The 26,463-nt window shown below is 64.1% G+C and carries 15 protein-coding genes and 1 pseudogene; 6 read left to right on the top strand and 10 right to left on the bottom strand.

All coding sequences use genetic code 11. The features are described 5' to 3' along the window. Window positions 1-90 precede the first annotated feature (90 nt). From AC07XZ_RS19650 to mnmH, 3 genes are all read left to right on the top strand, one after another. Complete coding sequence (locus tag AC07XZ_RS19650; protein ID WP_102687107.1) at window positions 91-10,614, top strand: autotransporter-associated beta strand repeat-containing protein; 10,524 nt, start codon at window positions 91-93, stop codon at window positions 10,612-10,614. 99 nt (window positions 10,615-10,713) lie between these two features. After that, window positions 10,714-11,748 (top strand): selenide, water dikinase SelD, encoded by a 1,035-nt coding sequence (gene selD / locus AC07XZ_RS19655; protein WP_102687108.1) that lies wholly within the window; start codon window positions 10,714-10,716, stop codon window positions 11,746-11,748. Then, complete coding sequence (mnmH, locus tag AC07XZ_RS19660; RefSeq protein WP_102687109.1) at window positions 11,748-12,851, top strand: tRNA 2-selenouridine(34) synthase MnmH; 1,104 nt, start codon at window positions 11,748-11,750, stop codon at window positions 12,849-12,851. The genes selD and mnmH overlap by 1 nt, the downstream gene beginning before the upstream one ends. 27 nt (window positions 12,852-12,878) lie before the next feature. Here mnmH and AC07XZ_RS19665 read toward each other — a convergent pair whose 3' ends face one another. After that, window positions 12,879-13,553: a histidine phosphatase family protein gene (locus AC07XZ_RS19665; protein WP_102687110.1), complete on the bottom strand. Its 675-nt coding sequence runs from the start codon at window positions 13,551-13,553 to the stop codon at window positions 12,879-12,881. A 295-nt stretch (window positions 13,554-13,848) separates the two neighbouring features. Here AC07XZ_RS19665 and AC07XZ_RS19670 point away from each other — a divergent pair, with 295 nt between their 5' ends. Beyond that, window positions 13,849-14,547, top strand: a complete 699-nt coding sequence (locus AC07XZ_RS19670; protein ID WP_039770231.1) for a glutathione S-transferase family protein — start codon at window positions 13,849-13,851, stop codon at window positions 14,545-14,547. A gap of 142 nt (window positions 14,548-14,689) precedes the next feature. Further along, window positions 14,690-15,664 (top strand): porphobilinogen synthase, encoded by a 975-nt coding sequence (hemB, locus tag AC07XZ_RS19675; RefSeq protein WP_085648205.1) that lies wholly within the window; start codon window positions 14,690-14,692, stop codon window positions 15,662-15,664. A 4-nt stretch (window positions 15,665-15,668) separates the two neighbouring features. Here hemB and AC07XZ_RS19680 read toward each other — a convergent pair whose 3' ends face one another. After that, window positions 15,669-17,204: an FAD-dependent monooxygenase gene (locus tag AC07XZ_RS19680; RefSeq protein ID WP_102687111.1), complete on the bottom strand. Its 1,536-nt coding sequence runs from the start codon at window positions 17,202-17,204 to the stop codon at window positions 15,669-15,671. Window positions 17,205-17,398: 194 nt separating this feature from the next. Here AC07XZ_RS19680 and AC07XZ_RS19685 point away from each other — a divergent pair, with 194 nt between their 5' ends. Next, the gene (locus AC07XZ_RS19685) at window positions 17,399-18,487 is read left to right on the top strand and encodes a DUF1615 domain-containing protein (protein ID WP_102687112.1); all 1,089 of its coding nucleotides are present in this window, start codon (window positions 17,399-17,401) and stop codon (window positions 18,485-18,487) included. 81 nt (window positions 18,488-18,568) lie between these two features. Here the strand turns inward: AC07XZ_RS19685 and AC07XZ_RS19690 are convergent. The 8 genes and pseudogenes from AC07XZ_RS19690 to AC07XZ_RS19725 all read right to left on the bottom strand — a co-directional run. Beyond that, window positions 18,569-18,850: pseudogene (locus AC07XZ_RS19690) on the bottom strand (phage infection protein); the annotation flags it as partial. Between the two features lie 113 nt (window positions 18,851-18,963). Then, complete coding sequence (locus AC07XZ_RS19695) at window positions 18,964-19,659, bottom strand: anti-sigma factor (protein WP_085745884.1); 696 nt, start codon at window positions 19,657-19,659, stop codon at window positions 18,964-18,966. Then, window positions 19,656-20,189, bottom strand: coding sequence for a sigma-70 family RNA polymerase sigma factor (locus AC07XZ_RS19700; RefSeq protein ID WP_170928941.1), 534 nt, complete (start codon window positions 20,187-20,189; stop codon window positions 19,656-19,658). The genes AC07XZ_RS19695 and AC07XZ_RS19700 overlap by 4 nt, the downstream gene beginning before the upstream one ends. Window positions 20,190-20,231: 42 nt before the next feature. Next, a complete protein-coding gene (locus AC07XZ_RS19705) occupies window positions 20,232-20,753 on the bottom strand; it encodes a DUF3455 domain-containing protein (RefSeq protein ID WP_064597927.1) in 522 nt (173 codons plus the stop codon). Between the two features lie 119 nt (window positions 20,754-20,872). After that, on the bottom strand, window positions 20,873-22,486 hold the full coding sequence (locus tag AC07XZ_RS19710; protein ID WP_102687113.1) for an ABC transporter ATP-binding protein: 1,614 nt from the start codon (window positions 22,484-22,486) through the stop codon (window positions 20,873-20,875). A 14-nt stretch (window positions 22,487-22,500) separates the two neighbouring features. Further along, the gene (locus tag AC07XZ_RS19715; protein WP_085648212.1) at window positions 22,501-23,523 is read right to left on the bottom strand and encodes an ABC transporter permease; all 1,023 of its coding nucleotides are present in this window, start codon (window positions 23,521-23,523) and stop codon (window positions 22,501-22,503) included. Next, window positions 23,523-24,587, bottom strand: coding sequence for a microcin C ABC transporter permease YejB (locus AC07XZ_RS19720; protein ID WP_011335075.1), 1,065 nt, complete (start codon window positions 24,585-24,587; stop codon window positions 23,523-23,525). The genes AC07XZ_RS19715 and AC07XZ_RS19720 overlap by 1 nt, the downstream gene beginning before the upstream one ends. 1 nt (window position 24,588) lies before the next feature. Then, a complete protein-coding gene (locus tag AC07XZ_RS19725) occupies window positions 24,589-26,460 on the bottom strand; it encodes an extracellular solute-binding protein (protein WP_102687114.1) in 1,872 nt (623 codons plus the stop codon). Window positions 26,461-26,463 lie beyond the last annotated feature (3 nt).

A 26,463-nucleotide genomic window follows, 5' to 3' on the forward strand; every position in this document is an offset into this window, starting at 1 on the left:
CTGATGACCGTCATACGCTTGATACGCGTGTTGGATCTTGCCGCAGTTGCACGCCTTCAAGGACGAAATCGGCCACGAAAGGAGTAACCCGTGGAAGCAAGGTTTGGTGTCGCCCTCGTTTCGCGTTTTTCCCCACTGTCCCTTGCTGTGCATCTGAGCGTCGCCGGACTCTTGTTCGGTGGTGTCAGCGAGCAGGCGTTCGCCACCTGCTCGGCGGCGGGCTCCACGATTACCTGTTCGGGCGTCCCGACCCTGCCGCTGTTTCTCAATGACTACAGCAGTGCCACCAGCGGCCTGACGGTCAACGTCAACTCGGGCGCGCAGATGAATGCGACGCTGGGCGGCAAGGTCATCAACCTGACCGGGGCCAATATCACCCTGAACAACTCCGGCACCGTCGACCCGGCCTTGCTGGGCCTGGTGTCGATCCTCAGTGGCGGTGCATTCATCGGCACGGGCGCGACCAGCACGGTCAGCGTGGTCAACAATGCCAGCGGGATCATGCGTGGCACGGGGATGTTGCTCGGCCTCAACCTCACCAGCATTGACGGCCTGGCTATCGGCGTGAACAACGCGGCGGCGGGTACCACGACCATTACCAACAACGGCACCATTACGTCCACAGGGCTGTCGGTCGGCGGCATCACCCTGGCCGATACCCCGGTGGTCGGGGTGTATGGCGGCTCGCAAGTCAACATGACCAACAGTGCCAGCGGCACGATCAACGGCCGGATTGCGTTCGAGACGTCGGCAGCAGGCAACACCTTCACCAACGCCGGTAACATCACCGGCGGTGTGTCGATGGGCGCGGGCAGCACCAACACCTTCTACGCGATCACCGGTTCCAGCGTTAACGTCGGTGACGGTGTGCAAGTGTCCGTCGGCCTCGGTGGCCTGGTCGGCATCAACCTGACCTTCGCCCCGACCGGCACCATCGATGGCGGCGCGGGGGGCACCAACACGCTGATCCTGCAAAACCCGATCGGCGTCGGTGGTGGCGTCACCGGGACCGGCACTGCGTCCAGCGCGACCTACGTCAACTTCAACAACCTGACCCTCAACAGCGGCACCTGGACCTTGCAGGGGCCGTTGGTCAGCGGGGCGACCACACTCAATGGCGGTGTCGCGCAGTTCAACGACAACGCCGCGTTCGGCAGCGGTGTGCTGACGTCCAACGGCGGGATCCTCCAGGCCAGCAACGCGGGACTGTCGCTGGCCAACCAGATCAATCTGGGCGCGAGCGGCCTGACCCTGCAGGGCATCAACGGCACGACCCTCAACGGCGTGATTTCCGGTACTGGCGGCCTGACCAAGATCGGCAGCGGTCAGCTCAACCTCAACGGCATCAACACTTACACCGGCAACACTGTGCTCAACGGCGGCACAGTGCTAGTGGGTAATAACTCGGCATTCAGCACTGGCGGCATTACGGTCGGCGGCGCTTCGAGCATCTCGGCAACGACGCCGATTTCGCTGGCCAACGCGATCACGCTCAACAGCACCCTGACCGCAACCGGCACCGGAGCGCTGACCCTGGGCGGGGTGATCAGCGGTACCAGCAACCTGACCAAGACCGGCAGCGGCAGCCTGACCCTCAACGGCATCAACACCTACACCGGGAACACCAGCCTCAACGCCGGCACCTTGCGCGTCGGCAACAACAACGCCTTGGGCACCGGTGTCCTCAACACCAGCAACGGTACCAGTCTCGACAGCACCGGCAACGTGACGCTGGCCAACAACGTCGGCATCACCGGTGCGTTGAACGTGCTCGGCAGCAATGCCCTGACCCTGGCCGGCGTCGTGTCCGGCACCGGGGCGATCACCAAGAGCGGCAGCGCCAGCCTGACCCTGACCGGCAACAACACCAACAGCGGCACCACCGCGCTCAATGGTGGCAGCTTGCTCGTCGGCAGCAACACCGCCCTCGGCACGGGCGCGTTGAACGCAGCGGCCGGCACTACGCTGGATGCGACCACCGCCGTGACCCTGGCCAACGCGGTGGCGCTGGCGGCGGATCTGACCATCGGTGGTACTCAGGCACTGGGCTTGAGCGGGGTCATCAGCGGCGCCGGCAACCTGATCAAGAACGGCACCGCAAACCTGACCCTCAGCGGCAACAACACCTTCTCCGGCGGCACGGCACTGAATGCCGGGACGCTGATCGTCGGCTCCAACACCGCGCTGGGCACCGGCGCGCTGACCACTGCGGCGGGCACCACCCTCGATGCCAGCACCGCCGTGGCGCTGAGCAACGCGGTCGCCCTCGGCGGTAACCTGAACATTGGTGGCAGCGCCAACCTGACCCTCGGCGGCGTGGTCAGCGGCAGCGGCGGGCTGACCAAGAACGGCGCGGCGAACCTGATTCTCAACGGCACCAACACGTTTCTCGGTGCTATTGCGTTGAACGCAGGCACCATTACGGCGGGCGCCAACGCTGCGCTCGGCAGTGGCAATATCACTGTCGGCGGCGCGGCGACTCTCGACAGCAATACCGCGGTGACGCTGAACAACAACGTCATTCTCAACAACAATCTGGGGATCGGCGGCAGCAATGCACTGACCCTTGGCGGGGTGATCAGCGGCGCCAGTCAATTGATCAAGAACGGCACGGCCAACCTGACCCTCAACGGCGCCAACACCTTCACCGGCGGCACTGCACTCAACGCCGGCAGCCTGACCGTCGGCAACGGCGCGGCACTCGGCACCGGCACGCTGACCGTGGGCGGGTCGGGCGGCACGCTCAACAGCAGCGCCAACGTGACGCTGAACAACGCCATTGCCCTGAACGCCAACCTCACCACCGGTGGCGCTAACCCGCTGACCCTCGGCGGCGTGATCAGCGGCGGCAGCAACCTGATCAAGGCCGGTGCTTCGACCCTGACCCTGACCGGCAACAACACCTTCACCGGCGCTACGTCGCTGAACGCCGGGACGTTGGTCGTCGGCTCCAACACTGCCCTCGGCACTGGCGTACTCAACGCCGCCAACGGCACCACACTGGATGCCAGCACGGCGGCGAGCCTGGCCAACAACGTCAACCTTGGCGGTAACGTGACCATTGGTGGCAGCAACGCGCTGACCCTCGCGGGCGTGGTCTCCGGTGTCGGCGGCCTGACCAAAAGCGGCCCGGCCGATCTGATCCTCAACGGCGCCAACACCTACTTCGGCAACACCGCGCTGAACGTTGGCAAACTGATCGTCGGCAGCAATACCGCACTGGGCAGCGGTGCACTGAACGCAGCGGCCGGCACCACGCTGGATACCAACACCGCCGTCACTCTGGGCAATCAGGTCAATCTCGCCGGTGCGCTAAATGTGGGCGGCAGCGCGGACCTGACCCTCACCGGAACCGTCGCCGGTGCCGGCAGTCTGGTGAAAAACGGCGCGGCCAATCTGAATCTCAATGGCACCAACACCTACGCCGGCGGCACCACACTGAATGCTGGCACCCTGACCGTTGGCAACAGCTCGGCGCTCGGCACCGGTGCGTTGACGGTCGGCGGGGCGGCAACCCTCGACAGCAGTTCGCCGCTGGTCAGCTTGGCCAATGCGGTCGTGCTGAATGCGGCGCTGAGCGTCGGCGGCACGCAGAACCTGACCCTCGGCGGCGTGCTCAGTGGCACCGGCCAACTGGTCAAGAACGGCAGCGCCAACCTGACCGTAAACGGCACCAACACCTTCAGCGGCGGCACCACCCTCAACGCCGGCACCCTGACCCTCGGCGCGCCCGGCGCATTGGGCAGCGGCACGCTCACCGTCGGTGGCGCCGCGACGCTGGACAACAGCAGCGCTTTCACCCTCGGCAACAACATCACCCTCGATGCCGGGCTGACCCTGGCCGGCAACAACGGCCTGACCCTCAGCGGCGTGATCGACGGCGCCGGCAGCCTGACCAAAACCGGTCTGGACGACCTGGCCCTCAGCGGCAACAACACCTTTACCGGCGCGCTGAACATTGCTGCCGGCAGCGTCACCACCCTGAGCAGCGGGGCGCTGGGCAACACCTCCGGCGCCAACGTCAGCGCCGGCGCCAGTCTCAACCTCGGCAGCAACGCCAGCCTCAATGGCCTGAGCGGCAGCGGCAGCGTGCAGATCGGCGGCGGCAACACATTGACCGTGGGCGGGGTCAGCAGCACCAGCACCTTCGACGGCGACCTCAGCGGCAACGGCGGCCTGACCAAGGTCGGCACCGGCACCCTGAACCTGACCGGGATCAACGGCATCGTCGGCAACACCGCCGTCAACGGCGGCACCCTGAACCTCAGCGGTTCGCTGGCCAGTGCCCAGGTCAACGTCAATACCGGCGCCACCCTCACTGGTAACGGTTCGGCGCTCGGCGCGATGACCATCAACAGCGGCGGTCACCTGGCCCTGTCGTCGGGTAATACACTCTCGGCCGGATCATTGACGCTCGCAGCCGGCAGCAATGTCGATGCGGCGCTGGGGACGCCATCGACCACGTCACTGATGAACGTCGGCGGCAATCTCACCCTCGACGGTAATCTCAACGTCACCGATGCCGGTGGTTTCGGCGTCGGTGTGTATCGTCTGTTCAACTACACCGGTGCCCTGACCAATCTGGGCCTGGACGTTGCCAGCGTGCCGGTCGGTTATGGGCTGGGCGATCTGGTGGTGCAGACCGGGGTCGCCAATCAGATCAACATTCAGGTTTCGGCGCCGAATTCGGACATTCGTTACTGGGACGGCAGCCAGACCATCGCCAACGGTACTGTCGATGGCGGCAGCGGTACCTGGAACGGCGCCGGCACCAACTGGACCGACGCCAATGGTCTGGTCAATCAGACCTGGGCCGGCGACTTCGCGGTGTTCCAGGGCACGGCCGGCACGGTATCGGTCAATGGCACGCAACTGTTCACCGGCATGCAGTTCCTCACCGATGGCTATAACGTGGTCAACGGCACCTCGGGACTGCTGACCGCCGTCAACGGTGCCGGCGGCACCACGGCGATGCGCGTTGATCCCGGCGTGACCGCCACGGTCGGCGTGAACATCAACGGCAGCGGCATTCTCAATAAACTCGACAGCGGCACCCTGGTGCTCAATGGCGCCAACAGCTACACCGGCGGCACGCAACTCGATGGCGGCAAAATCGTGGTCGGCAACAACACCGCGCTGGGCAGCGGTGCGTTGATCGCCAACGCCGGCACGCAACTGGACAGCAACACCGCCGTGACCCTGGCCAACGCAACCACGCTCAACGGCAACCTGACGATCCTTGGCAGCAACGCGCTGACCCTCAACGGTGTGATCAACGGTACCGGCGGGCTGATCAAGAATGGCGCGGCCAACCTGACCCTTGGCGGCAACAACGCCTTCCTCGGGCCAGTGGCTTTGAACGCGGGCGGTCTGATTCTGGCGTCGAACAGCGCGCTGGGCTCGGCCACCCTGAACGCGGCGAACGGCACTACCCTGGATGCCAGCAGTGCTGTCACGGCGGGTAACGCGATCAACCTGGCGGGCAACCTCGGTATCGTCGGCAGCAACGATCTGACACTCAGCGGTGCGATCAACGGCGCCGGCAGCCTGACCAAGAACGGCGCGGCCAACCTGATCCTGAGCGGGGCCAACAACTTCCTCGGCGGCGTCACCCTCAACGCCGGCACCCTGACCGCCGGCAGCAACGGCGCTCTCGGTCTGGGCAACCTGACCGTGGCGGGCGCCTCGGCGCTGGACAGCAACACCTCGGTGTCGCTGGGCAACAACGTGGTGCTCAACGCCAACCTGACCAATACCGGCAACAGCGACGTAGCGCTCAGCGGTGTGGTCAGCGGCACTGGCGGTCTGATCAAGAACGGCGCCTCCAATCTGACCCTCAACGGCATCAACACCTATAGCGGCGGCACCACGCTGAACGCCGGCACCGTGACCCTCGGCACCTCGGCAGGCATGGGTTCCGGCGCGGTGACCGTGGCGGGCGCTTCGACCCTCGACACCACGGCGCCGCTGGTGCTGGCCAACAACCTCAACGTCAATGCCAACCTGAGCGTGGCCGGCAACAACAACCTGACCCTCGGAGGCGTGATCGCCGGGGCCGGCACCCTGACCAAGAACGGTCTGGCCGACCTGACGCTGTCCGGCAACAACACCTTCAGCGGCACCTTTGATGTGCAATCCGGCAGCCTGACCGCCCTGGGCAACTCGGCACTGGGCAGCAATGCCGGAGTCAATCTTGGCGCTGCGGCGACCCTCAATCTCGGCGGCTCCGGCAGCCTCGCCAGCCTGACCGGCAGCGGCACCGCGCTGATCGGCGGCGGCAACACGCTGAGCATCGGCGGCAACAACGCCAGCAGCATTTTTGACGGTGTGCTCACCGGTACCGGCGAGTTGAGCAAACTCGGCACCGGCACGCTGACCCTGACCGGCCTCAACAGCCTGACCGGCAACACCACGGTCAACGCCGGCACCTTGAACGTCAGCGGCTCGCTGGACAGCACCAGTGTGCTGGTCAACAGCGGCGGCACCCTGACCGGTGGCGGCTCGCTCGGCGGGGCGGTGACTGTGGCGGACGGCGGTCATTTGGCCGGCGCCACCGGCAGCACGCTGTCGGTGAATTCGCTGGTGTTCAACGCCAACTCCAACTTCGATGTCGGCCTCGGTACACCGGTCTCCGGTGGCGGCAACGCACTGGTCAACGTCGGCGGCAACCTGACCCTCGACGGCACCCTCAACGTCAGCGACATCGGCGGTTTCGGCAGCGGCGTGTACCGGTTGATCAACTACACCGGCGGCCTGACCGACAACGGCATGCTGATCGGCACCGTGCCGGGCAGCGTCACCCCGGGCGACCTGACCCTGCAAACCGCGCTGGCCAACCAGATCAACCTGCTGGTCACCGCACCGGGCGTTACCGTGCAGTTCTGGGACGGCAACCAACTGGTCGCCAACGGTTCGGTGGATGGCGGCAGCGGCACCTGGGGCACCGGCACCACCAACTGGACCGACGTCAACGGCACCACCAATCAGGCCTGGACCAACAACTTCGCGGTGTTCCAGGGCACGGCGGGCACCGTCACGGTGAACGGCGCGCAAACCATCACCGGCATGCAGTTCGTCACCGATGGCTACAGCCTGCAGAACGGCACGGCCGGTTCGCTGAATCTGGTCAACGGGTCGCTGGGCAATGCCACCGTGCGGGTCGATCCGAACGTCACCGCCACCGTGGGCGTGGCGCTCAACGGCGCCGGCACACTGGGCAAATACGACACCGGCACCCTGGTGCTCAACGCCGCCAACGGCTACACCGGCGGCACCGCGCTCAATGGCGGCAAAATCGTGGTCGGCAACAACTCAGCCCTCGGCACCGGCGTGTTGACCGCCGCCAACGGCACGGCGCTGGACAGCAACGCAGCGGTCAGTCTGGCCAACGCCGTGGTGCTCAACGGCGGACTCACCGTCGCCGGCTCCAACGCATTGACCCTCGACGGTGTCGTCAGCGGCAGCGGCAGTCTGATCAAGACCGGCGCCTCAAGCCTGACTCTCAACGGCAGCAACACTTACAGCGGCGGTACTCAACTGTCCGGCGGCTCGCTGATCCTGGGCAACAACAGCGCGATCAGCAGCGGCGCCCTCAGCGTGCTGGGTAATGGCACCCTCGACAGCACCTCTGCGCTGCAACTGGCCAACGCCATCAACCTGGGTGCGGAATTGACCCTGGCCGGCAACCAGAACACCACGCTGATCGGTGCAATCACCGGCAGCGGCAGTCTGGTGAAAAACGGCAGTGGCGACCTCGTCCTTAGCGGTGCCAATACCTACAGCGGCGGTACGACGCTGAACGGCGGCAGCACCCGTGGCGACACCAGCAGCCTGCAAGGCGCCATCGCCAACAACGCGACGCTGACCTTCGAGCAGAACAGCGACGGCAGCTACACCGGCAACCTGACGGGCGTCGGCACACTCAACAAAACCGGTACCGGCGCCTTGCTGCTGACCGGCAACAACACCTTTACCGGCAACACCGCGGTGCAGGCCGGTTCGCTGAACGTCAACGGTGTGTTCAACAGTGCCAGCGTCAACGTTGCCAGTGGGGCGGCGATCGGCGGCAGCGGCGTGTTCGCAGGCGCCGTGCAACTGGCCAACGGTGCGACGCTGACGGGCGGCGGCGCTGCAACGCCGTTGTCGGTCGGTTCGCTGGCGTTGTCGTCGGGCACCAACCTGGACTTCACCCTCGGCTCGGCCGCCAGTTCCACCACAGTGGTCAACGTCGCCGGCAACCTGACCCTCGACGGCACGCTGAATATCAGCAATGCCGGCGGCTTCGGCACCGGGGTCTATCAACTGTTCAGCTACGGCGGCAGCCTGACAGACAACGGTCTGGTCTACGGCAGCCTGCCGGTGTCGGCGGCCAACCTGACCCTGCAGACCGCGCTGGCCAATCAGGTCAACCTGCTGGTGCAGAACACCCCGGGTGAAGTGCAGTTCTGGAACGGCGGCACCACCAACCCGGACGGCAGCATCGGTGGCGGTAGCGGTGTGTGGGGGCCGGGCACCAACTGGACCGATCCGAGCGGTACTCAGGCGTTGGCGTCGAACGGTCAGTTCGCCGTGTTCGGCGGGCAGAGCGGCACGGTCACCGTGCAAGGCAACCAGAACTTCACCGGGTTGCAATTCCTCTCCAGCGGCTACAGCCTGGTTCCAGGTGCTGGCGGTACGCTGACACCGGTCAACGGCCCGGGCGGCAGCCTCGCGCCGGTGCGGGTGAATGCCGGTGGCAGCGCGGAAATTTCCGCACCGCTGGTGGGCAGTGGCGGTATCGAGAAACTGGATTCCGGCACTCTGGTCCTCAGCGGCGCCAACACCTACAGCGGCGGGACCACGGTCAGCGGCGGTACGCTGATCGGTAATACCACCAGCCTGCAGGGCAACATCCTCAACAACGCCTCGCTGGTGTTCCAGCAGAACGCCAACGGCCAGTTCAACGGACGCCTCAGCGGTGTCGGCGCCCTGGCCAAACGCGGTGCCGCGCGCTTGCTGCTGACCGGTGATCAACCCTTCAGCGGCACCGTGGCGGTGGATCAGGGCGTGCTGCAAGTCGGCAGCCGTGCGGCGCGGGCGTCCCTCGCCGGCCAGGTCACCGTGGCCAATGGCGCGGGCCTGAGCGGTAATGGTAGCGTCGGGTCGGTGGTCAACCATGGCGTGGTGGCTTCCGGTGGCGAGGACGGCACCTTGAGTGTCGCCGGCAACCTGACCAACGCCGCCGACGGTGTGCTGGCCCTGACTGTCAGCTCGCCGACCGCCACTCCGCTGGCCGTCGGTGGTACCGCGACTCTGAGCGGTGGTCTGCAGGTCAACAGCCTGGCACCGTTCACCGGCAATACCGTGTACTCGCTGATCACCGCCGGTGGCGGGGTGACCGGCACCTTCAGCGCCGCCGACCTGCCGCAATACGCGTTCCTCAATACTGCGCTGGTGTACGACGCTAACGCGGTGAACCTGGTGGTCAGCCGCAACGGCAACTCGTTCGTCGACGTTGCCGCCACCCGCAACCAGCGCAATACCGCTTCGGCGTTGATGCGCAACGGTGCGGCGGGCAGCGCGTTGCAGGCCGAAATCATCAACCTCAGCGTGGCGGGCGCACGTAACGCCTTCGACAGCCTGTCGGGGGAGATCCATGCCAGCACTGCCAGCGCAATCCTCGAGGATTCGCGCTACGTGCGGGACGCGGTGAACGACCGTATGCGCCAGCCGTCGTGCAGCGCGCCGGACGATCCACGTCGCGCCCTGGCTCCTAGCGAAAACCAGCTGAGCAGCAACGGCTGTCACGGCGAAATGGTCGGCTGGGCCCGCGCACTCGGCGCCTGGGGCGAGTCGGATGGCGACAGCAACAGTGCGAAGCTGGATCGCAACCTGAGCGGCTTCATGCTCGGCACCGACAAACAGATCGACGACCAATGGCGCGTCGGCATGGCCGCCGGTTACACCCGCAGCGATCTGGATGCTCATGATCGTCGCTCGAATGCCACGGTCGAGAGCTACCACCTGGCGGCGTACCTCAACTCGCAATTCGATGCCCTGGCAGTGCGCCTTGGCGCGGCGTACAGCTGGCACGATATCGAAACCAAGCGCGACGTCAGCGTCGGCGCCTACAATGATCGGTTGAAGGCCAATTACGACGCGCGCAGCGCCCAGGTGTTCGGTGAAGTCGGTTATGCCATCGAAGCGGCCGGGATTGCCCTGGAACCGTTCGCCGGCCTGGCGTACGTCAACTACGACAGCGACAAGGCCAAGGAGAAAGGCGGAGTAGGGCGTCTACGCGCCGAGTCCGATCAGGACATCACCTTCTCGACCCTGGGCGTGCGCGCCGGCAAGGTCATCACCCTGGCCAACGGCGGGCAGTTCACCCCGCGCGCGGCCCTCGGCTGGCGGCATGCCTTCGGCGACACCAAACCTGACGCCGACCTGACCTTCATCGACGGCGGCGCCTCGTTCAACACCCAGGGCGTGCCGATTGCCAAGGACAGCGCGGTGGTCGAAGCCGGCGTGGACTTCCAGATCAGCCCGACCGGCAAACTCGGTATCGGTTATTCGGGACAGCTGTCGAACGAGAGCAACGACCATGCGATGACCATCAGCTTCAGCCTCGGGTTCTGATTCAGGAGCGAAGCACTTCAGCCGCCCGTAAGGGCGGCTTTTTTTTGCCCGCCGACCCCTCTGCTAAAATCCCTCCCACTGCCTCCCGGAGACTGCCCCATGACCGAGCCAATCCGTCTGACCCAATACAGCCACGGCGCCGGCTGTGGCTGCAAGATTTCGCCCAAGGTGCTGGAGGTGATTCTGGCCGGCAGCGGGGCGCAGAACCTTGATCCGAAACTGTGGGTCGGCAACGCGTCGCGCGATGATGCGGCGGTGTATGAGATCGATGCCGAGCGGGGGGTGGTGTCGACCACGGATTTCTTCATGCCGATCGTCGACGACCCGTTCGACTTCGGTCGCATCGCCGCCACCAACGCCATCAGTGACATCTACGCCATGGGCGGCGATCCGTTGATGGCGATTGCGATCCTCGGCTGGCCGGTCAACGTGCTGGCGCCGGAAGTGGCGCGAGACGTGATTCGCGGCGGACGTGCGGTGTGCGATGCGGCGGGGATTCCGCTGGCCGGCGGGCATTCGATCGATGCACCGGAGCCGATCTTCGGTCTGGCCGTCACCGGGCTGGTGGAAAAGCGCTTCATCAAACGCAACGACACCGCCACCGCCGGTTGCCTGCTGTACCTGACCAAACCGTTGGGCATCGGCATCCTCACCACCGCCGAGAAGAAGGGCAAGCTGCGCCCCGACGACATCGGCGTGGCCCGGGACTGGATGTGTACGCTGAACAAGCCCGGCAGCCGTTTCGGCAAACTGGCCGGGGTCACTGCCATGACCGACGTCACCGGCTTCGGGCTGCTCGGGCATCTGGTGGAAATGGCCGACGGCAGTCACCTGACGGCGCGCATTTTTTATGACCGGGTACCGCGTCTGGCGAGTGTCGAGTATTACCTCGAGCAGGGCTGCGTACCGGGCGGCACCCTGCGTAATTTCGACAGTTATTCGGGCCGCGTCGGGCGGGTGCAGGAATTGCACAAGCGGGTGCTGTGCGACCCGCAGACCAGCGGCGGATTGCTGGTGGCCGTGACCCCCGAAGGCAATGCCGAATTCCTCGCCGTCGCTGCCGAACTCGGCCTCGCGCTTGAGCCGATCGGTGAGTTGATCGGGCGACAGAGCCACGCGGTCGAGGTGAATTGATGTCCATCGACGTCACCGACTACCGCGACATCTTCCTCAACGACCGGCCGCTGATGGACGCCCGTGCGCCGGTCGAGTTTCACAAGGGCGCGTTTCCCGGGGCGCTCAATCTGCCGCTGATGAACGACATCGAGCGGCAGCGGGTCGGCACTTGCTACAAGCATCACGGTCAGCAGGCCGCCATCGAGCTGGGCCATCAATTGGTGTCCGGCGCGGTCAAGGCCGAGCGTCTGCAAGCGTGGGCGGAATTTGCCCAGGCGCATCCCGACGGGTTTCTTTATTGCTTTCGTGGCGGCCTGCGCTCGCAGATCGTCCAGCAGTGGCTCAAGACAGAAGCCGGCATCGATTACCCGCGTATCGGCGGTGGCTACAAGGCGCTGCGGGGTTTTCTGATCGACACGCTCGAATCCGCCCAGGCCGACTGTGATTTCGTGTTGCTGGGCGGCATGACCGGCACCGGCAAGACCGAAGTGCTGGTGCAACTGCGCAACAGTGTGGATCTGGAAGGCCATGCCAATCACCGGGGCTCGAGTTTCGGCAAGCGCGCCACCGGTCAGCCGTCGAACATCGATTTCGAGAACCGGTTGGCCATCGACTTCCTGAAAAAACGTGCGGCCGGCATCGATCAGTTTGTGTTGGAGGATGAGAGCCGGGTGGTGGGCAGCTGCGCGCTGCCGCTGTCGCTGTATCAGGGCATGCAGCAATACCCGATGGTCTGGCTGGAAGATCGTTTCGAGCAGCGCGTCGAGCGGATCCTGCGCGATTACGTGGTGGATTTGTCCGCCGAATTTCAGGCAGTGCATGGGGACGAGGGGTTCGGGCGGTTTTCCGAGCGCTTGCTGGATAGCCTCGACAACGTGCACAAGCGCCTGGGCGGCGAACGGCATCGACGGATGCGGGTGTTGATGGAAGAGGCGCTGGCGGAGCAGAGCCGCAGCGGGGCGGTGGAATTGCACCGCGCGTGGATCGAAGGTTTGCTGCGCGAGTATTACGACCCGATGTATGTGTTCCAGCGCGAGAAGAAGGGCGGGCGGATCGAGTTTGCCGGGGAGCGGCAGGCCGTTATCGAGTACTTGCGTCAACGCGATAAACCCAAGGCCTGACGGGGCCCGAGCGGGCCCCGGGCAAACTCAGGTCGGACAGCTTTCCTGGCCGTTATCCAGCCCCTGTTTGTAGCTGTGGCTCTGCAGGCTGGCCTTGCCGTTGTGCCAGGTCAGGGTCAGCACGTACAGCGAGTCGTAATCGCTGGATTCCCAATCTTCGGTGATCTTCTGCTTCTCGCCGACGGCCTTGCCCGCGACCTTGTTGATCAGCTCCGGCAGGTAGCCGTGGGACCACGCGGTGTAAATGGTCGAGTTGTGGTACTTGTCGTCGGTCAGTTCCCGGGCCAGGTCGCTGGTGTCGTTGGCCGAGAACTCGATGTTCACCGGCAGGCCGAGCTTGATCGCCGCCGGGCTGATGGTCATCAGCGGGCGGATGTAGCTGTAGGAGTTGTCCAGTTCGCCTTCCTCGACATTGCGCGTCGGGTTGGCGGCGAACACATAGTCGGCCTTGCCGAATTTTTCCGGCAGCAGGGTCGACAGGTCGATGGCCCGGTTCAGACCCTGGCAGTTGAGCTGACCGAGACCGCCGGCCGGTTTCTCCGCGTGGCGCAGGAACACCAGGGTCTGGGTGCCATCCACTGGCTGCGCACGGCTTTCGCTGGCTTCCAGCGACAGGAACAGCGCGCTGACCGCCAGCAGGGTGGGCAGGGCCACATACGCGCGATGTTTGAAGCGTTTGGCGACTTTCATCAAGTTCGTCATGGGATAAGGATTCTTCAGTCTGTTCGGTTAAGGCTGACAAACCTCTGCCCCGGTGCAGGCGCGCCGGGTGTTTTCCCTGTCATCAATGGCTTGCTTGGAGCCCCCTGAGGCCCGTTTGGTTCGATCCGCGTGTGTGCGCCGCACTTTACCGTTCAGCCTGTGCGGTTGGAGGGAAGGTTAACCACAGGATGTTGCGGATTTAAGTAAGCCAGCGGGCGAGGGCGTAAAGAACCCGAGCCAGAGCGCTGATCGTGGATTATGCTCAGGCCTTTCATTTTGTGACTGGATGCTACACATGACCGATCTGTCCGCGTTCCCGATCACCCAGAAATGGCCGGCGCAGTACCCTGACTGGATTCAGCTCTATTCCCTGCCGACCCCCAACGGCGTCAAGGTCTCGATCATGCTCGAAGAGATCGGCCTGCCGTACGAGCCGCACCGCGTGGGCTTCGACACCAATGACCAGATGTCTCCGGAATTCCTCTCTCTGAACCCGAACAACAAGATCCCGGCGATCCTCGACCCCCACGGTCCCGAGGACAAACCGCTGCCGTTGTTCGAATCCGGCGCGATCCTGATCTACCTCGCCGACAAGAGCGGCCAGTTGCTGGCCCAGGAAGGCGCGCTGCGCTACGAAACCATCCAGTGGCTGATGTTCCAGATGGGCGGCATCGGCCCGATGTTCGGCCAGCTCGGTTTCTTCAACAAATTCGCCGGCAAGGACTACGAAGACAAGCGTCCCCGTGACCGCTACGTCGAAGAAAGCCGCCGCCTGCTCAGCGTCCTCAACACCCGCCTGGAAGGCCGCGACTGGATCATGGGCGAGCGCTACACCATCGCCGACATCGCCACGTTCCCGTGGGTGCGCAACCTGATCGGTTTCTACGAAGCCGGCGATCTGGTCGGCATCAACAACTTCCCGAACGTCACCCGGGTGCTGGAGCGCTTCCTGGCGCGGCCGGCCGTTGTGCGCGGCCTGACCATTCCTTCCTGACCCTGTTGCAGCCGGGTGCGCAGATTGTTGCGTGCCCGGTAACGCACTGTTGATTGATCCAGGTTTGTACCCCGTCCCCCGCAAGGCATAAGCTTCGCCCCCTACGACTTTCGTCTCATCCGCTGTTTTCAGGAAAGGCCCCATGTCCAGTCAGTTCCCCGAAGCACGTCCACGCCGTCTGCGCCGCAATGCGAGCCTGCGCAGCCTGTTCCAGGAAACCGAGTTTTCCCTCAACGATCTGGTGCTGCCGATCTTCGTCGAAGAAGAGATCGACGACTTCGTGCCGATCAAGAGCATGCCCGGCGTGATGCGTATTCCCGAGCGCAAACTGGCCGGCGAAATCGAGCGTTACGCCCGGGCCGGGATCAAGTCGGTGATGACGTTTGGCGTGTCTCATCACCTGGACGCCAACGGCAGCGACACCTGGCGTGAGAACGGTCTGGTGTCGCGCATGTCGCGGATCGCCAAGGACGCCGTGCCGGAAATGATCGTGATGTCCGACACCTGCTTCTGCGAGTACACCGATCACGGCCATTGCGGCGTGATGCACAACCATGAAGTGGACAACGACCAGACCCTGATCAACCTCGGCAAGCAAGCGGTAGCGGCAGCCCGTGCCGGTGCCGACGTGATCGCGCCGTCGGCGGCGATGGATGGCCAGGTGCGGGCGATTCGCCGGGCACTGGACGACGCCGGCTTCACGCAGATTCCGATCATGGCCTACTCGACCAAATTCGCCTCGGCGCTCTACGGCCCGTTCCGCGAGGCCGGCGGCAGCGCGCTGAAGGGCGATCGCAAAAGCTATCAGATGAACCCGATGAACCGCCGCGAAGCCCTGCGCGAATCGTTGCTTGACGAGCAGGAAGGCGCCGACGCGCTGATGGTCAAACCGGCCGGCGCGTACCTGGACATCATCCGCGACATCCGCGAAGCCTCGAACCTGCCGCTGGCGGCGTATCAGGTCAGCGGCGAGTACGCGATGATCAAGTTCGGCGCCCAGGCCGGGGCCATCGACGAAGATCGCGTGGTGCGCGAAAGCCTCGGTGCGATCAAGCGCGCGGGCGCGGATCTGATCTTCACCTACTTTGCGATGGACCTGGCCCTGGCCGGGATCTGATCCTTCAGGGACAACTGAAAAACGGCCGGATCCCGTGATCACGGAAATACCGTTCGATCACCTTCGGATCCGCGCTGTTGTCGGCAATCGCCACGTAGGTATCCGGGCGCAGCAGGTAAAAGCCGTTGCGCCCCAAGCCCGCCGTTTCAAATGCCGGGCGCCAGTCGAACACGTGCAGCGGCAAGTGATGTTCATTGCACCAGGCGATCATCTCGTCGCTGGTGTCGCCGTACACATGCACCTGCCAGCACGGGTGGCGCAACGGCTCGTAATTGTCCCCCTCGCCATCATGGGCCCACGGCAAGCGGTCACCGCCGTGGACATGCCCGGCCACGCCTTCACTCAACGTCATGCCCCGATAGTTGACGGTGATTTGCGACACCGTGCGAAACAGGAATTCGCGGCTGGTCTCGAACGAGGCCATTTTCGGAATCAGGAACGGTGCCAGTCGCGTGCGCAACAGATCGGCCATGCGGCCTTCGGCGGTGACGAAGCTGAAAACTTTGTCGGTGGTCGACACCAGTCGCCGGGCGAAGGCGATGCGTTCGGTTTCGTAGCTGTCGAGCAGTTTGGGCGTGGCCGCGCCGCCGAGCACTGCCGCGAGTTTCCACGCCAGATTGATCGCATCGCCGATGCCGGTGTTCATGCCCTGACCGCCGGCCGGGCTGTGCACATGCGCCGCGTCGCCGAGCAGAAACGCCCGGCCCTTGCGAAAGTGATCCGCCACCCGATGATGCACTCGGTAGGTGGAGAACCAGTTGACGTCCTCGATGTGCACGTTCAGATGTTCGATAGCGCGATTGCTGACATCGGAAAATTCCAGGGTTTCGGCACGCTCCGCACGCTCGTCGCGCACGGTGCCAATCAACCGCGCGCGGCCTTCGCCGGCCAGCGGGAACACCGCCAGAAAATCCGCTTCATCCAGATCCAGATGCAACTCGCCATTGAGCGCCGGACCGCTGGCCCGCACATCCGCGACATAGAAAATCTGCTGATAGGTACCGCCGGGAAAACCGGTGTCGAGGGTTTTGCGCACGACCGAACGGGCGCCGTCACACCCGGCCAGATAGCAGGCCTGGCAGATTTCCTGCTCGCCATCCGGCAGGCGCAAATGCGCGGTGAGGCCGTCGCCGTTTTCCGTGAAACTCTCCAGCGTCGTGTTGCGCTCGACGGTCACGTCGTAGTCTTCGAGGCGGTCGATCAACAGCCGCTCGTGTTCGTCCTGCGGGTACATTTCCAGAAAGGCATAGGGCGTCAGGCCTTCACCGATCCGGTTCAGCGGCAGCTGCGCCACGGGTTTGCCCTTGACCCAGAAATTCGCCGCCGCCACCCGGTGGCCATTGCGTACCACCGCATCGGCCAGATCCAGTTGCCGGTACAGCTCAAGGGTGCGCGCCTGCACCGCCAGCGCCCGCGACGTGGTACCCGGCGCGGAAGCCTTGTCGATGATGCGCGCGCGCACGCCCAGTTTGCTCAGCCACAGGGCCAGCACCAGTCCGGTGGGGCCTGCGCCGATGATCAGAACATCACTGCGGTTCATGGTCTGTCCTCCTCGCGTGTCCTGACCTGTGGCTTGCCACTGAGTGTGCAGCAGCAAGTATGGATCAGACGGCGAGGGCGGCCAGTCGGCCTGCCAGACGGGGCGATGGAACAGCGCCGCCGGCCCGCAGTCCTATCCTGCACCCTGCGATTGAGCGTAGGGTTAACCCGGCTCAACGGACTGGATGAAGCGTTATGCACACCCCTCGATTATTCGTCAGCCTCGCCGCGCTACTGGTACTGGCCGGTTGCGCCGGTCAACGCAGCGAAGAACCGGTGCCGCGCCCGCCCGCCGAGGTCAAGGCGCAGATCGTGCGCCTGCTGCCGGCAAAAACCGTCGACCGCCAGGGCTGGGCCACCGATATCTACGCCGCGTTCGCCGCCCAGGGCATCAGCCCGACCACGCAGAATCTGTGTTCGGTGCTGGCCGTCGCCGAGCAGGAATCCACTTTTCAGGTCGATCCGCCGGTGCCCGGTCTGGGCAAGATTGCCCGTGACGAAATTGACCGCCGCGCTGCCAAGGTGCATATCCCGAGCCTGTTGGTCAGCGGCGCCTTGCAGGTGCGTTCGCCCAACGGCAAGACCTACAGCGAACGCCTGAGCGCCGCCCGCAGCGAAAAGGAATTGAGCGCGATTTTCGATGACTTCATCGGTTCGGTGCCGATGGGCCGTACGCTGTTCAGCGGTTTCAACCCGGTGCACACCGGCGGGCCGATGCAGGTCAGCATCGAATTCGCCGAGCAGCACGCCAAGGATTATCCGTACCCGGTGGATGGCACCATTCGCCGCGAGGTATTCAGCCGTCGCGGCGGGATGTATTTCGGCATCGCCCATTTGCTCGGTTATCCGGTGAGTTACCGCGAGCCGTTGTACCGCTTCGCCGACTTCAATGCCGGCTGGTACGCCAGTCGCAACGCGGCGTTTCAGAACGCGGTCAGCCGGGCGTCGGGCATTCCGCTGGCGCTGGATGGCGACCTGATCCGCCCGGGCGCGATCATGCCGGGCAGTACCGAACTGGCGGTGCGCACCCTCGGCAAATCCCTGGGCATGCGCAATCCGGTGATCCGCGATCAACTGGAGAAGGGCGATAGCCTGGCCTTCGAGGAGACCAAACTGTATCAACGGGTCTTCGAGCTGGCGGAGCGTGCGGAAGGCAAGTCACTGCCACGTGCGGTGCTGCCGGGCATCGTGCTGCAGAGCCCGAAGATCACCCGCAAACTGACCACGGCGTGGTTTGCCAAACGGGTCGACGAGCGTTATCGGCGCTGCATGGCCAAGGGCTGAGGACGATCAAAAGGGAATAAAAAAACCCGGCTGACGGGAGCCGGGTTTTTTCTGGGTTGTTGCGATCAAGCCATTCATTCAGGCAACGCGGCGTTCGATCAGACGATCCGAACCACCTTCGGCAACGCGGCGTTCGATCAGACGATCCGAACCACCTTCGGCGACGCGACGTTCGATCAGACGATCCGAGCCACCTTCGGCAACGCGACGTTCGATCAGACGATCCGAACCACCTTCGGCAACGCGACGTTCGATCAGACGATCCGAACCGCCTTCGGCGATCATGGTGTGGGCCGGTTTGGCGGCAAATGCGTTGAAGGCCAGAACCGAGAGGGCAATGCTGAGGATGACTTGGCGTTTCATGATGGTGTGCTCCGGGGGTGTTGTTTGTTTGGTATGGAGCCGATGTTACGCCCGGGATTTTTTAAGAGAACTTCATTGACGTGATGGTGAACATCGACGCCGATGATGGTTTGTCACAGCACCTTCACTGCGCGGCCGATTGCCTGGATCGGCCCGGTAGGTTTGCCGATCGGCGAACCGGTGGCGCCTTCCAGCGTCAGCTCGAACAACTGGTTCGGTTGCAGCGGCGGCAGCTTGTCCAGCGGGATCGACAGCGCCTGGCCCGGTTTGACCAGCCCCAGCGACACCGGACCCTGCCAGCCATCGGCCTTGGTCCAGAACTCCAGCGCTTTGTCGGCCGGCACCTCGACCACGCCCAGCGGAATCAACTGGATCTCCCGTGGACTGCTGGCCTGTATCACCCAGCCCGGCGCCTTGTCCTGCGGGGCGACCAGCACCACCAGAAAGCTCGGTTTCGGTGTGGTCTGGGTCAACAGGATCGAACCCAGCAACAAAGTCGCGGCCAACCCGGCAGCGCTCAATCCGCGCCACAGCGACAGGCGGTTCCACCAGGAAATCTCGGGCGCCACTTTGTGGGTGAGTTGCCCGACACTGCGTTCGATGCGTTGCCACAGCTGCGACGAGGGCTGATGCGCCGGGGCGAGGTCGGTCAACTCCAGCAAGCGCCGCTCCCAGGCATCCACCGCCGCTTGCAGCTCGGGCTCGTTGGGCAAGCGCCGTTGCACCTCGGCGCGCGCTTCGGCCGAGAGGGTGCCAAGCACGTATTCGCTGGCCAGTTCATCGCGTTCCTGCGCCGATTCGGTGGTCATCCCATGCACTCCCGCAACGCATTGAGGCTGCGCTTGATCCAGGCTTTGACGGTGCCCAGCGGCGTGTCGAGGCGTTGGGCGATCTGTGCGTGGCTGTAACCGTCGACGTAGGCGTGAAGGATGCAGCGGCGGCGTTGCGGTTCCAGTTGATGCAGGCAGCGATGGATGCGGGTCGATTGCGCCAGCGCATCGAAGTCGTCATCAATCGCCGGAGATTCGTTGCTGTCGTTCAACGGCGTTTCCCGGTCGTGATTGCGCAACACATTCAACGCCAGATGCCGGGTCACGCTGAACATCCAGCCTCGGGCCGAACCGCGCGCCGGATCGAACCCCGCCGCGCCGGCCCAGATCTTGATGAATGCGTCGTGAACGATGTCTTCGGCCAGCGCCGTGTCGCGCACCAGACGTCGGGCCACACCGAGCAGCCGCGGGCTTTCCTGCACATACAATTCGCGCAGGGCCCCGCGCTCGCCGCGGGCACAGGCGGCGAGGCGGGCTTCGTAATCGAACGCGGTTTCGGGTAATGGCATGTCCTGCAATCTAGCAAGCATCGAGCAAACGTCCAGTCAGGCTCAGTTCGCGGCCCAGAAAATGTAGTCGGCCTGGTACTTCACCACTTCCTGTTTGCCCTTGTTCGCCGCCGTGCATTCGCTGCCCGGCGCCACGCCGCCCTTGAGCGCGACGCGCTGGATGTAGCTCACGCCGCTCATCGCGCCTTTGCCCTCGGCGGGGTTGGCCTTGACCAATTGATAGGGCAGGTTGCCCGGGCTCGACGGCGCGACGGCCAATTGCGTGCCGGTGACTTTCGAGCCGTCCTTTGCCTGCCAGGTGGCGGGCGGGCCGAAGTAGGTGCCGACCTGTTTGCCGCTGCGATCGTTGAGCACCGCTTTGGGGCCGACGAACACCCACTCGGTCTGGCCGGCGGCATTGGCCTTGTCCCGGCATTCGTAGGTGATCTCGCCGACCCCGGTGGTTTCCATCGCGATCTTGTGACCGTCCGGCACCTTGATCGCATCGGGATAACTGCTTTGGGCAAAGCTTGTCGAGGCGACGGCGAGCAAACCGGTGAAGCCGATCAGTTGGGTGATGTTCATCAGTGTTTCTCCGAAAAAGGGTAAACCGCTGACAGCCGAAAGGGGGCTGTTACAGGGACTACCCGTGACGGAGGCGTTTGGATGCAGTGGCCGGAAAATAAATCTGAAAGCACTGAAGGTCAGATTGCTGGAACCCGCTCACCCCCGGTTTTTGCCAATGCCAGGCCGGAGGCTTTCAGCAGTTCCTGGGTATAGACATGCTGCGGCGCCGCAAAAATCTGGCGCGACGCTCCCTGTTCCACCACCTTGCCGTCCTTGATCACCATCAAATCGTGCGCCAGTGCATGCACCACCGCCAGGTCATGGCTGATGAACAGGTACGTCAAGCCATGGCGGATCTGCAACTGCCGCAATAATTCCACCACCTGTTTCTGCACCGTGCGGTCCAGCGCCGAGGTCGGTTCGTCGAGCAGAATCAGCGCCGGTTCCAGCACCAGCGCCCGGGCGATGGAAATGCGCTGGCGCTGGCCACCGGAAAACTCGTGGGGATAGCGATGGCGGCTCTGCGGATCGAGGCCGACTTCCTCCAGCACGCGGATCACCGCCGCTTCGCGTTCTTCGGCCGTGCCGATGCCGTGGGTCAGCAGGCCTTCGGCGATGATCTGCTGCACCGACATCCGAGGGCTGAGGCTGCCGAACGGGTCCTGGAACACCACCTGGATCTGCCGGCGCAAGGGGCGCATCAGACGCTGATTGAGCAGGCTCAATTGCTTGTTGCCGAAGCGAATATCGCCCTCGGATTCCACCAGCCGCAGAATCGCCTGGCCCAGCGTCGACTTGCCCGAGCCGGACTCGCCGACAATGCCCAGAGTCTTGCCCCGTTGCAGCCGGAAACTCACGCCGTCCACGGCCTTGATGTATTCCTGGGTGCGGCTGAACAACGCCTTGGGCAGCGGGAACCAGACTTTCAGATCATCCACCTCCAGCAGATTGTGATCGTAGCGACTCGGCACCGGTGCGCCGGACGGTTCCGCCTCGATCAGCAGGCGGCTGTAAGGATGCTGCGGGGCGCGGAACAGCGTTGCGCAGTCGGCTTGTTCGACGATTTCCCCGTGGCGCATCACGCACACCCGTTGGGCGATGCGTCTCACCAGATTGAGGTCGTGACTGATCAGCAGCAGCGACATGCCGAGGCGTTGCTGCAACTCGATCAGCAGCTCGAGAATCTTCTGCTGCACGGTCACGTCCAGCGCCGTGGTCGGTTCGTCGGCGATCAGCAATTGCGGCTCGTTGGCCAGCGCCATGGCGATCATCACCCGTTGCCGCTGGCCACCGGAGAGCTGGTGCGGATAGGCCTTCAAGCGCTGCAACGGCTGGCGAATGCCCACCAATTCCAGCAGCTCCAGCGTGCGCTGGCGTGCGGCGCGACCCTTGAGCCCCTTGTGGATCTCCAGCACTTCGCTGATCTGCTTTTCCACCGTGTGCAGCGGGTTCAGCGAGGTCATCGGCTCCTGGAAAATCATCGCGATGCGGTTGCCGCGCAAGCCGCGCATCTGCTGCTCGCTGGCATGCAGCAAGTCCACGCCGTTGTAGCGGATGCTGCCCGTGCTGCTGACCGTTTTGCCCGGCAGCAAACGCAGAATCGAGTGGGCCGTCACCGACTTGCCCGAGCCGGATTCGCCGACCAGTGCCAGGCACTCGCCACGGCGGATGTCGAGGTTCACGCCGTGCACCACTTCGTGCCCGGCGAAGGCGACGCGCAGGTCGCGGATTTCAATCAGGTTGTCGGTCATTTCAGCTCCGGGGATCAGGATCGCGGATCGAACGCGTCACGGCAGGCTTCGCCGATAAACACCAGCAGGGACAGAATCAGCGCCAGGGCAAAAAACGCCGTCAGCCCCAACCACGGCGCTTGCAGATTGCGCTTGGCCTGGCCGATCAGTTCGCCCAGCGATGCGGTGCCGGCGGGCATGCCGAAGCCGAGAAAATCCAGCGCGGTGAGGGTGGCGATGGCGCCGGTCAGAATGAACGGCAGGTAGGTCAGGGTGGAGGTCATGGCGTTGGGCAGAATGTGCCGGCGCATCAGCTCGCTGTCCGTCAGGCCCAGCGCCCGCGCGGCCTTGACGTATTCCAGGCTGCGCCCGCGCAGGAACTCGGCGCGCACCACATCCACCAGTGCCAGCCAGGAAAACAGCGCCATGATCCCCAGCAGCCACCAGAAACTCGGCGAGACGAAACCCGACAAAATGATCAGCAGGTACAGCACCGGCAATCCCGACCAGATCTCCAGCACCCGCTGCCCGAGCAAGTCGACCCAGCCGCCGTAATAACCCTGCAACGCCCCGGCGACGATGCCGATCAGCGCACTGACGGCGGTGAGAATCAGCGCAAACAGGATCGAAATCCGCGTGCCGAAAATCACCCGCGCCAACACGTCCCGGGCCTGATCGTCGGTGCCCAGCCAGTTGCTGGAGGACGGCGGACTCGGCGCCGGTTCAGTTAGGTCGTAATTGACCGTGTCGTAGCTGAACGGGATCGGCGGGAACAGCATCCAGCCGCCCTGATCCTCGATCAGTTTGTGTACGTAATTGCTCGCGTAATCCGGCTGGAACGGCAGTTCCCCGCCGAAATCGGTTTCCAGATAATCGCTGAGGATCGGGAAGTAGAAGGCATGGTGGTAGCGGATCACCAGCGGCTTGTCGTTGGCGATCAGTTCGCCGCCGAGGCAGATCAGGCACAGCCCGATGAACAGCCACAGCGACCAGCGCCCGCGACGGTTGGCCTTGAATTGGGCGATGCGCCGCCGGCCCAGAGGGGAGAGTGTGAACATCAGGCAGTCCTCGCCGAGAAGTCGATGCGCGGGTCGAGCAGGGTGTAGCAGAGGTCGCCGATCAGCTTGATCAACAGGCCGAACAGGGTGAACAGGAACAGCGTGCCGAACACCACCGGGTAGTCCCGCGACACCGCCGCTTCGTAGCTCATGCGCCCGAGGCCGTCGAGGTTGAAGATGGTTTCGATCAGCAGGGAGCCGGCGAAAAACACCTCGATCAACGCCGACGGCACACCGGCGACCACCAGCAGCATCGCGTTGCGAAACACATGGCCGTAGAGCACGCGTCTTTCGGTCAGGCCCTTGGCGCGCGCGGTGATCACATACTGGCGGCTGATCTCGTTGAGGAAGCTGTTCTTGGTCAGGATCGTCAGCGTCGCAAAACCGCCGATCACCAGCGCCGTCACCGGCAACACCAGGTGCCAGAGGTAGTCGCCGACCTTGCCCCACAGGCTCAGGCTGTCGAAATTGTCCGAAACCAGCCCCTGCACCGGAAACCAGTTGACGTAGCTGCCCCCGGCGAACACCACGATCAACAGGATCGCGAACAGAAACGCCGGCATCGCGTAACCGACGATGATCGCCGTGCTGCTCCAGACATCGAATGCGCTGCCGTTTTTGATCGCCTTGCGAATGCCCAGCGGGATCGAAATCAGGTAGGTGATCAAGGTCGCCCACAGGCCGAGGGACAGCGACACCGGCAGCTTCTGCACGATCAGATCCGTCACTTTCGCACCGCGAAAGAAACTGCTGCCCAGGTCCAGTTGCGCGTAGTTTTTCAGCATCAGCCACAGGCGTTCGTGCATCGGTTTGTCGAAGCCGTAGTGGTGCTTGATCTCTTCGATCAGCGCCGGGTCCAGGCCTCGGCTGCTGCGCCCGGCACCGCCGATGGCGGTTACCTCGCTGGCGCCGCCCATGCTGTGCCCGCCGAAGCCTTGCAGGCGGGCGATGGCCTGTTCCACCGGGCCGCCGGGCGCGGCCTGCACGATGACGAAGTTGACCACCAGAATGCACAGCAGCGTCGGAATGATCAGCAACAGACGTCGACTCAGATAACGCCACATGTCACTGGCCCCCCGCGAGCTGGCGCAGGGCGCTCATCTGCTGATTGGTCAGCGGCTTGGCCGAGACCTCCCACCAGGTATCGAGGCCTTCGCTGTAAATCGGCTGCACCGACGGCATGCCGAAGCGGTTCTGAAACACCGTCGGCGTGCCTTTGGAGTAGTAGTTGGGAATCATGTAGTCACCCCATTGCAGCACCCGGTCTAGGGCGCGGGCGTAACGCACCATGGCGTCGCGGGTATTGGCCTGGACCAGGCCGTCGATCAGCCGGTCCACCGCCGGGTCCGCCAGCACCATCGAATTGGAACTGCCGACCTGCGTGGCGCTCTGCGAGGCATACAGGCTGTACAACTCGCGGCCCGGCGAGACGATCGGATCGCCGCTGCGCGGGAAACTGGTGACGATCATGTCGTAGTCCCGGGCGTTGAGCCGGTTGATGTATTGCGCCGAATCGATGCGCCGCAGATTGAGGGTGATGCCGATCTGCGCCAGGGTGCGTTTGTACGGCAGCAGCATGCGGTCGAAACCGCCCTGGCCGTCGAGGAAGGTGAATTCGAATGGCTCGCCGGCGGCGTTCACCAGCCGATTGTTTTTCGGTGTCCATCCGGCCTCGGCCAACAGCTTCAGGGCCTGCAGTTGCTTGTCGCGGATGTAGCCGCTGCCATCGGTTTTCGGCGCCTGATAGACCCGGCTGAAGACCTCGTCCGGGATCTGTCCGCGCAGCGGTTCGAGGATTGCCAGCTCGCCGGCGTCGGGCAGGGCGGTGGCGGCCATTTCACTCTTCGGCCAGTAGCTGTTCTGGCGCACGTAGAAGCCGCGCATCATCTGCTTGTTGGTCCACTCGAAATCCCACAACAGGCTCAGCGCCTGACGCACGCGGCGATCCTTGAACAACGGGTTCTGCAGGTTGAACACGAAACCCTGAGCGCTGGTCGGTTTGTCCGGGGCGAGAATCGCCTGTTGCAGGCGACCGTCACGCAGGGCCGGGCTGTCGTAGCCGACCACGTAACCGGACGAGGAAAACTCGCGGTTGTAGTCGAACGCCCCGGCCTGCAGCAGTTGTCGGGCGACGTCGGTGTCGCCATAGAAATTCACGGTCAGGCTGTCGAAGTTGTACATCCCGCGACTGACCGGCAGGTCTTTGCCCCACCACTGCGGGTCACGCTGGAAACTGATGCTGCGTCCCGCATCGACCTTGCTCACCCGATAAGGGCCGCTGCCCAATGGTGGTTCGAAACCGCCGCCGTTGGCGAAGTCGCGGGTTTTCCACCAGTGCTCGGGCACCGGTCGCAGCGACGCCAGATCCAGCGCCAGGGTGCGGTTGAGGTTGTTCTTGAAAGTGAAGCGAATCTGCCGCGGGCCTTCGATCAGCACGTTCTGCACGTCGGCGTATTGCTGGCGATAACTCAGGCTGCCCTTGGTCATCAACAGTTCGAAGGTGTAGCGCACGTCCTCGGCGGTGATCGGCGTGCCATCGGCGAAACGCGCCTCGGGATTCAGGTTGAAACGCACCCACAGACCGCCGGGATCGCGCTCCATGGATTGCGCCACCAGACCGTAGACGGTGTAGGGCTCGTCCAGCGAACGGAACCCCAGCGGCGAATATACCCAGTCGTTGACCTGCACCACGGAAATGCCCTGATCGGCATACGGGGTGATGTAGTTGTACTGACCGATCTCCATCGAAGCGCGGCTGAGCGAGCCACCCTTGGGGGCATCGGGATTGACGAAATCGAAGTGCTGGAAACCGGCGGGGTATTTCGGCGCCTCGCCGTACACCGTCATCGCGTAGCTGCCGCCGGCCAGCGCAGATGACGCGTTGCACAGCAGCGCGCTGCCGAGCAGCAGGCCGGCCATGTTGCGCATGAATGTCATGAA

It is taken from the genome of Pseudomonas sp. GW458-11-26-14-LB4 (assembly GCF_059423925.1).

Bases quoted from the DNA above. Each gene is read 5' to 3' on its own strand.
- selD (WP_102687108.1), top strand. From the start codon at position 10,714: ATGACCGAGCCAATCCGTCTGACCCAATACAGCCACGGCGCCGGCTGT.
- mnmH (WP_102687109.1), top strand. From the start codon at position 11,748: ATGTCCATCGACGTCACCGACTACCGCGACATCTTCCTCAACGACCGG.
- AC07XZ_RS19665 (WP_102687110.1), bottom strand. From the start codon at position 13,553: ATGACGAACTTGATGAAAGTCGCCAAACGCTTCAAACATCGCGCGTAT.
- AC07XZ_RS19670 (WP_039770231.1), top strand. From the start codon at position 13,849: ATGACCGATCTGTCCGCGTTCCCGATCACCCAGAAATGGCCGGCGCAG.
- hemB (WP_085648205.1), top strand. From the start codon at position 14,690: ATGTCCAGTCAGTTCCCCGAAGCACGTCCACGCCGTCTGCGCCGCAAT.
- AC07XZ_RS19680 (WP_102687111.1), bottom strand. From the start codon at position 17,204: ATGAACCGCAGTGATGTTCTGATCATCGGCGCAGGCCCCACCGGACTG.
- AC07XZ_RS19685 (WP_102687112.1), top strand. From the start codon at position 17,399: ATGCACACCCCTCGATTATTCGTCAGCCTCGCCGCGCTACTGGTACTG.
- AC07XZ_RS19695 (WP_085745884.1), bottom strand. From the start codon at position 19,659: ATGACCACCGAATCGGCGCAGGAACGCGATGAACTGGCCAGCGAATAC.
- AC07XZ_RS19700 (WP_170928941.1), bottom strand. From the start codon at position 20,189: ATGCCATTACCCGAAACCGCGTTCGATTACGAAGCCCGCCTCGCCGCC.
- AC07XZ_RS19705 (WP_064597927.1), bottom strand. From the start codon at position 20,753: ATGAACATCACCCAACTGATCGGCTTCACCGGTTTGCTCGCCGTCGCC.
- AC07XZ_RS19710 (WP_102687113.1), bottom strand. From the start codon at position 22,486: ATGACCGACAACCTGATTGAAATCCGCGACCTGCGCGTCGCCTTCGCC.
- AC07XZ_RS19715 (WP_085648212.1), bottom strand. From the start codon at position 23,523: ATGTTCACACTCTCCCCTCTGGGCCGGCGGCGCATCGCCCAATTCAAG.
- AC07XZ_RS19720 (WP_011335075.1), bottom strand. From the start codon at position 24,587: ATGTGGCGTTATCTGAGTCGACGTCTGTTGCTGATCATTCCGACGCTG.
- AC07XZ_RS19725 (WP_102687114.1), bottom strand. From the start codon at position 26,460: ATGACATTCATGCGCAACATGGCCGGCCTGCTGCTCGGCAGCGCGCTG.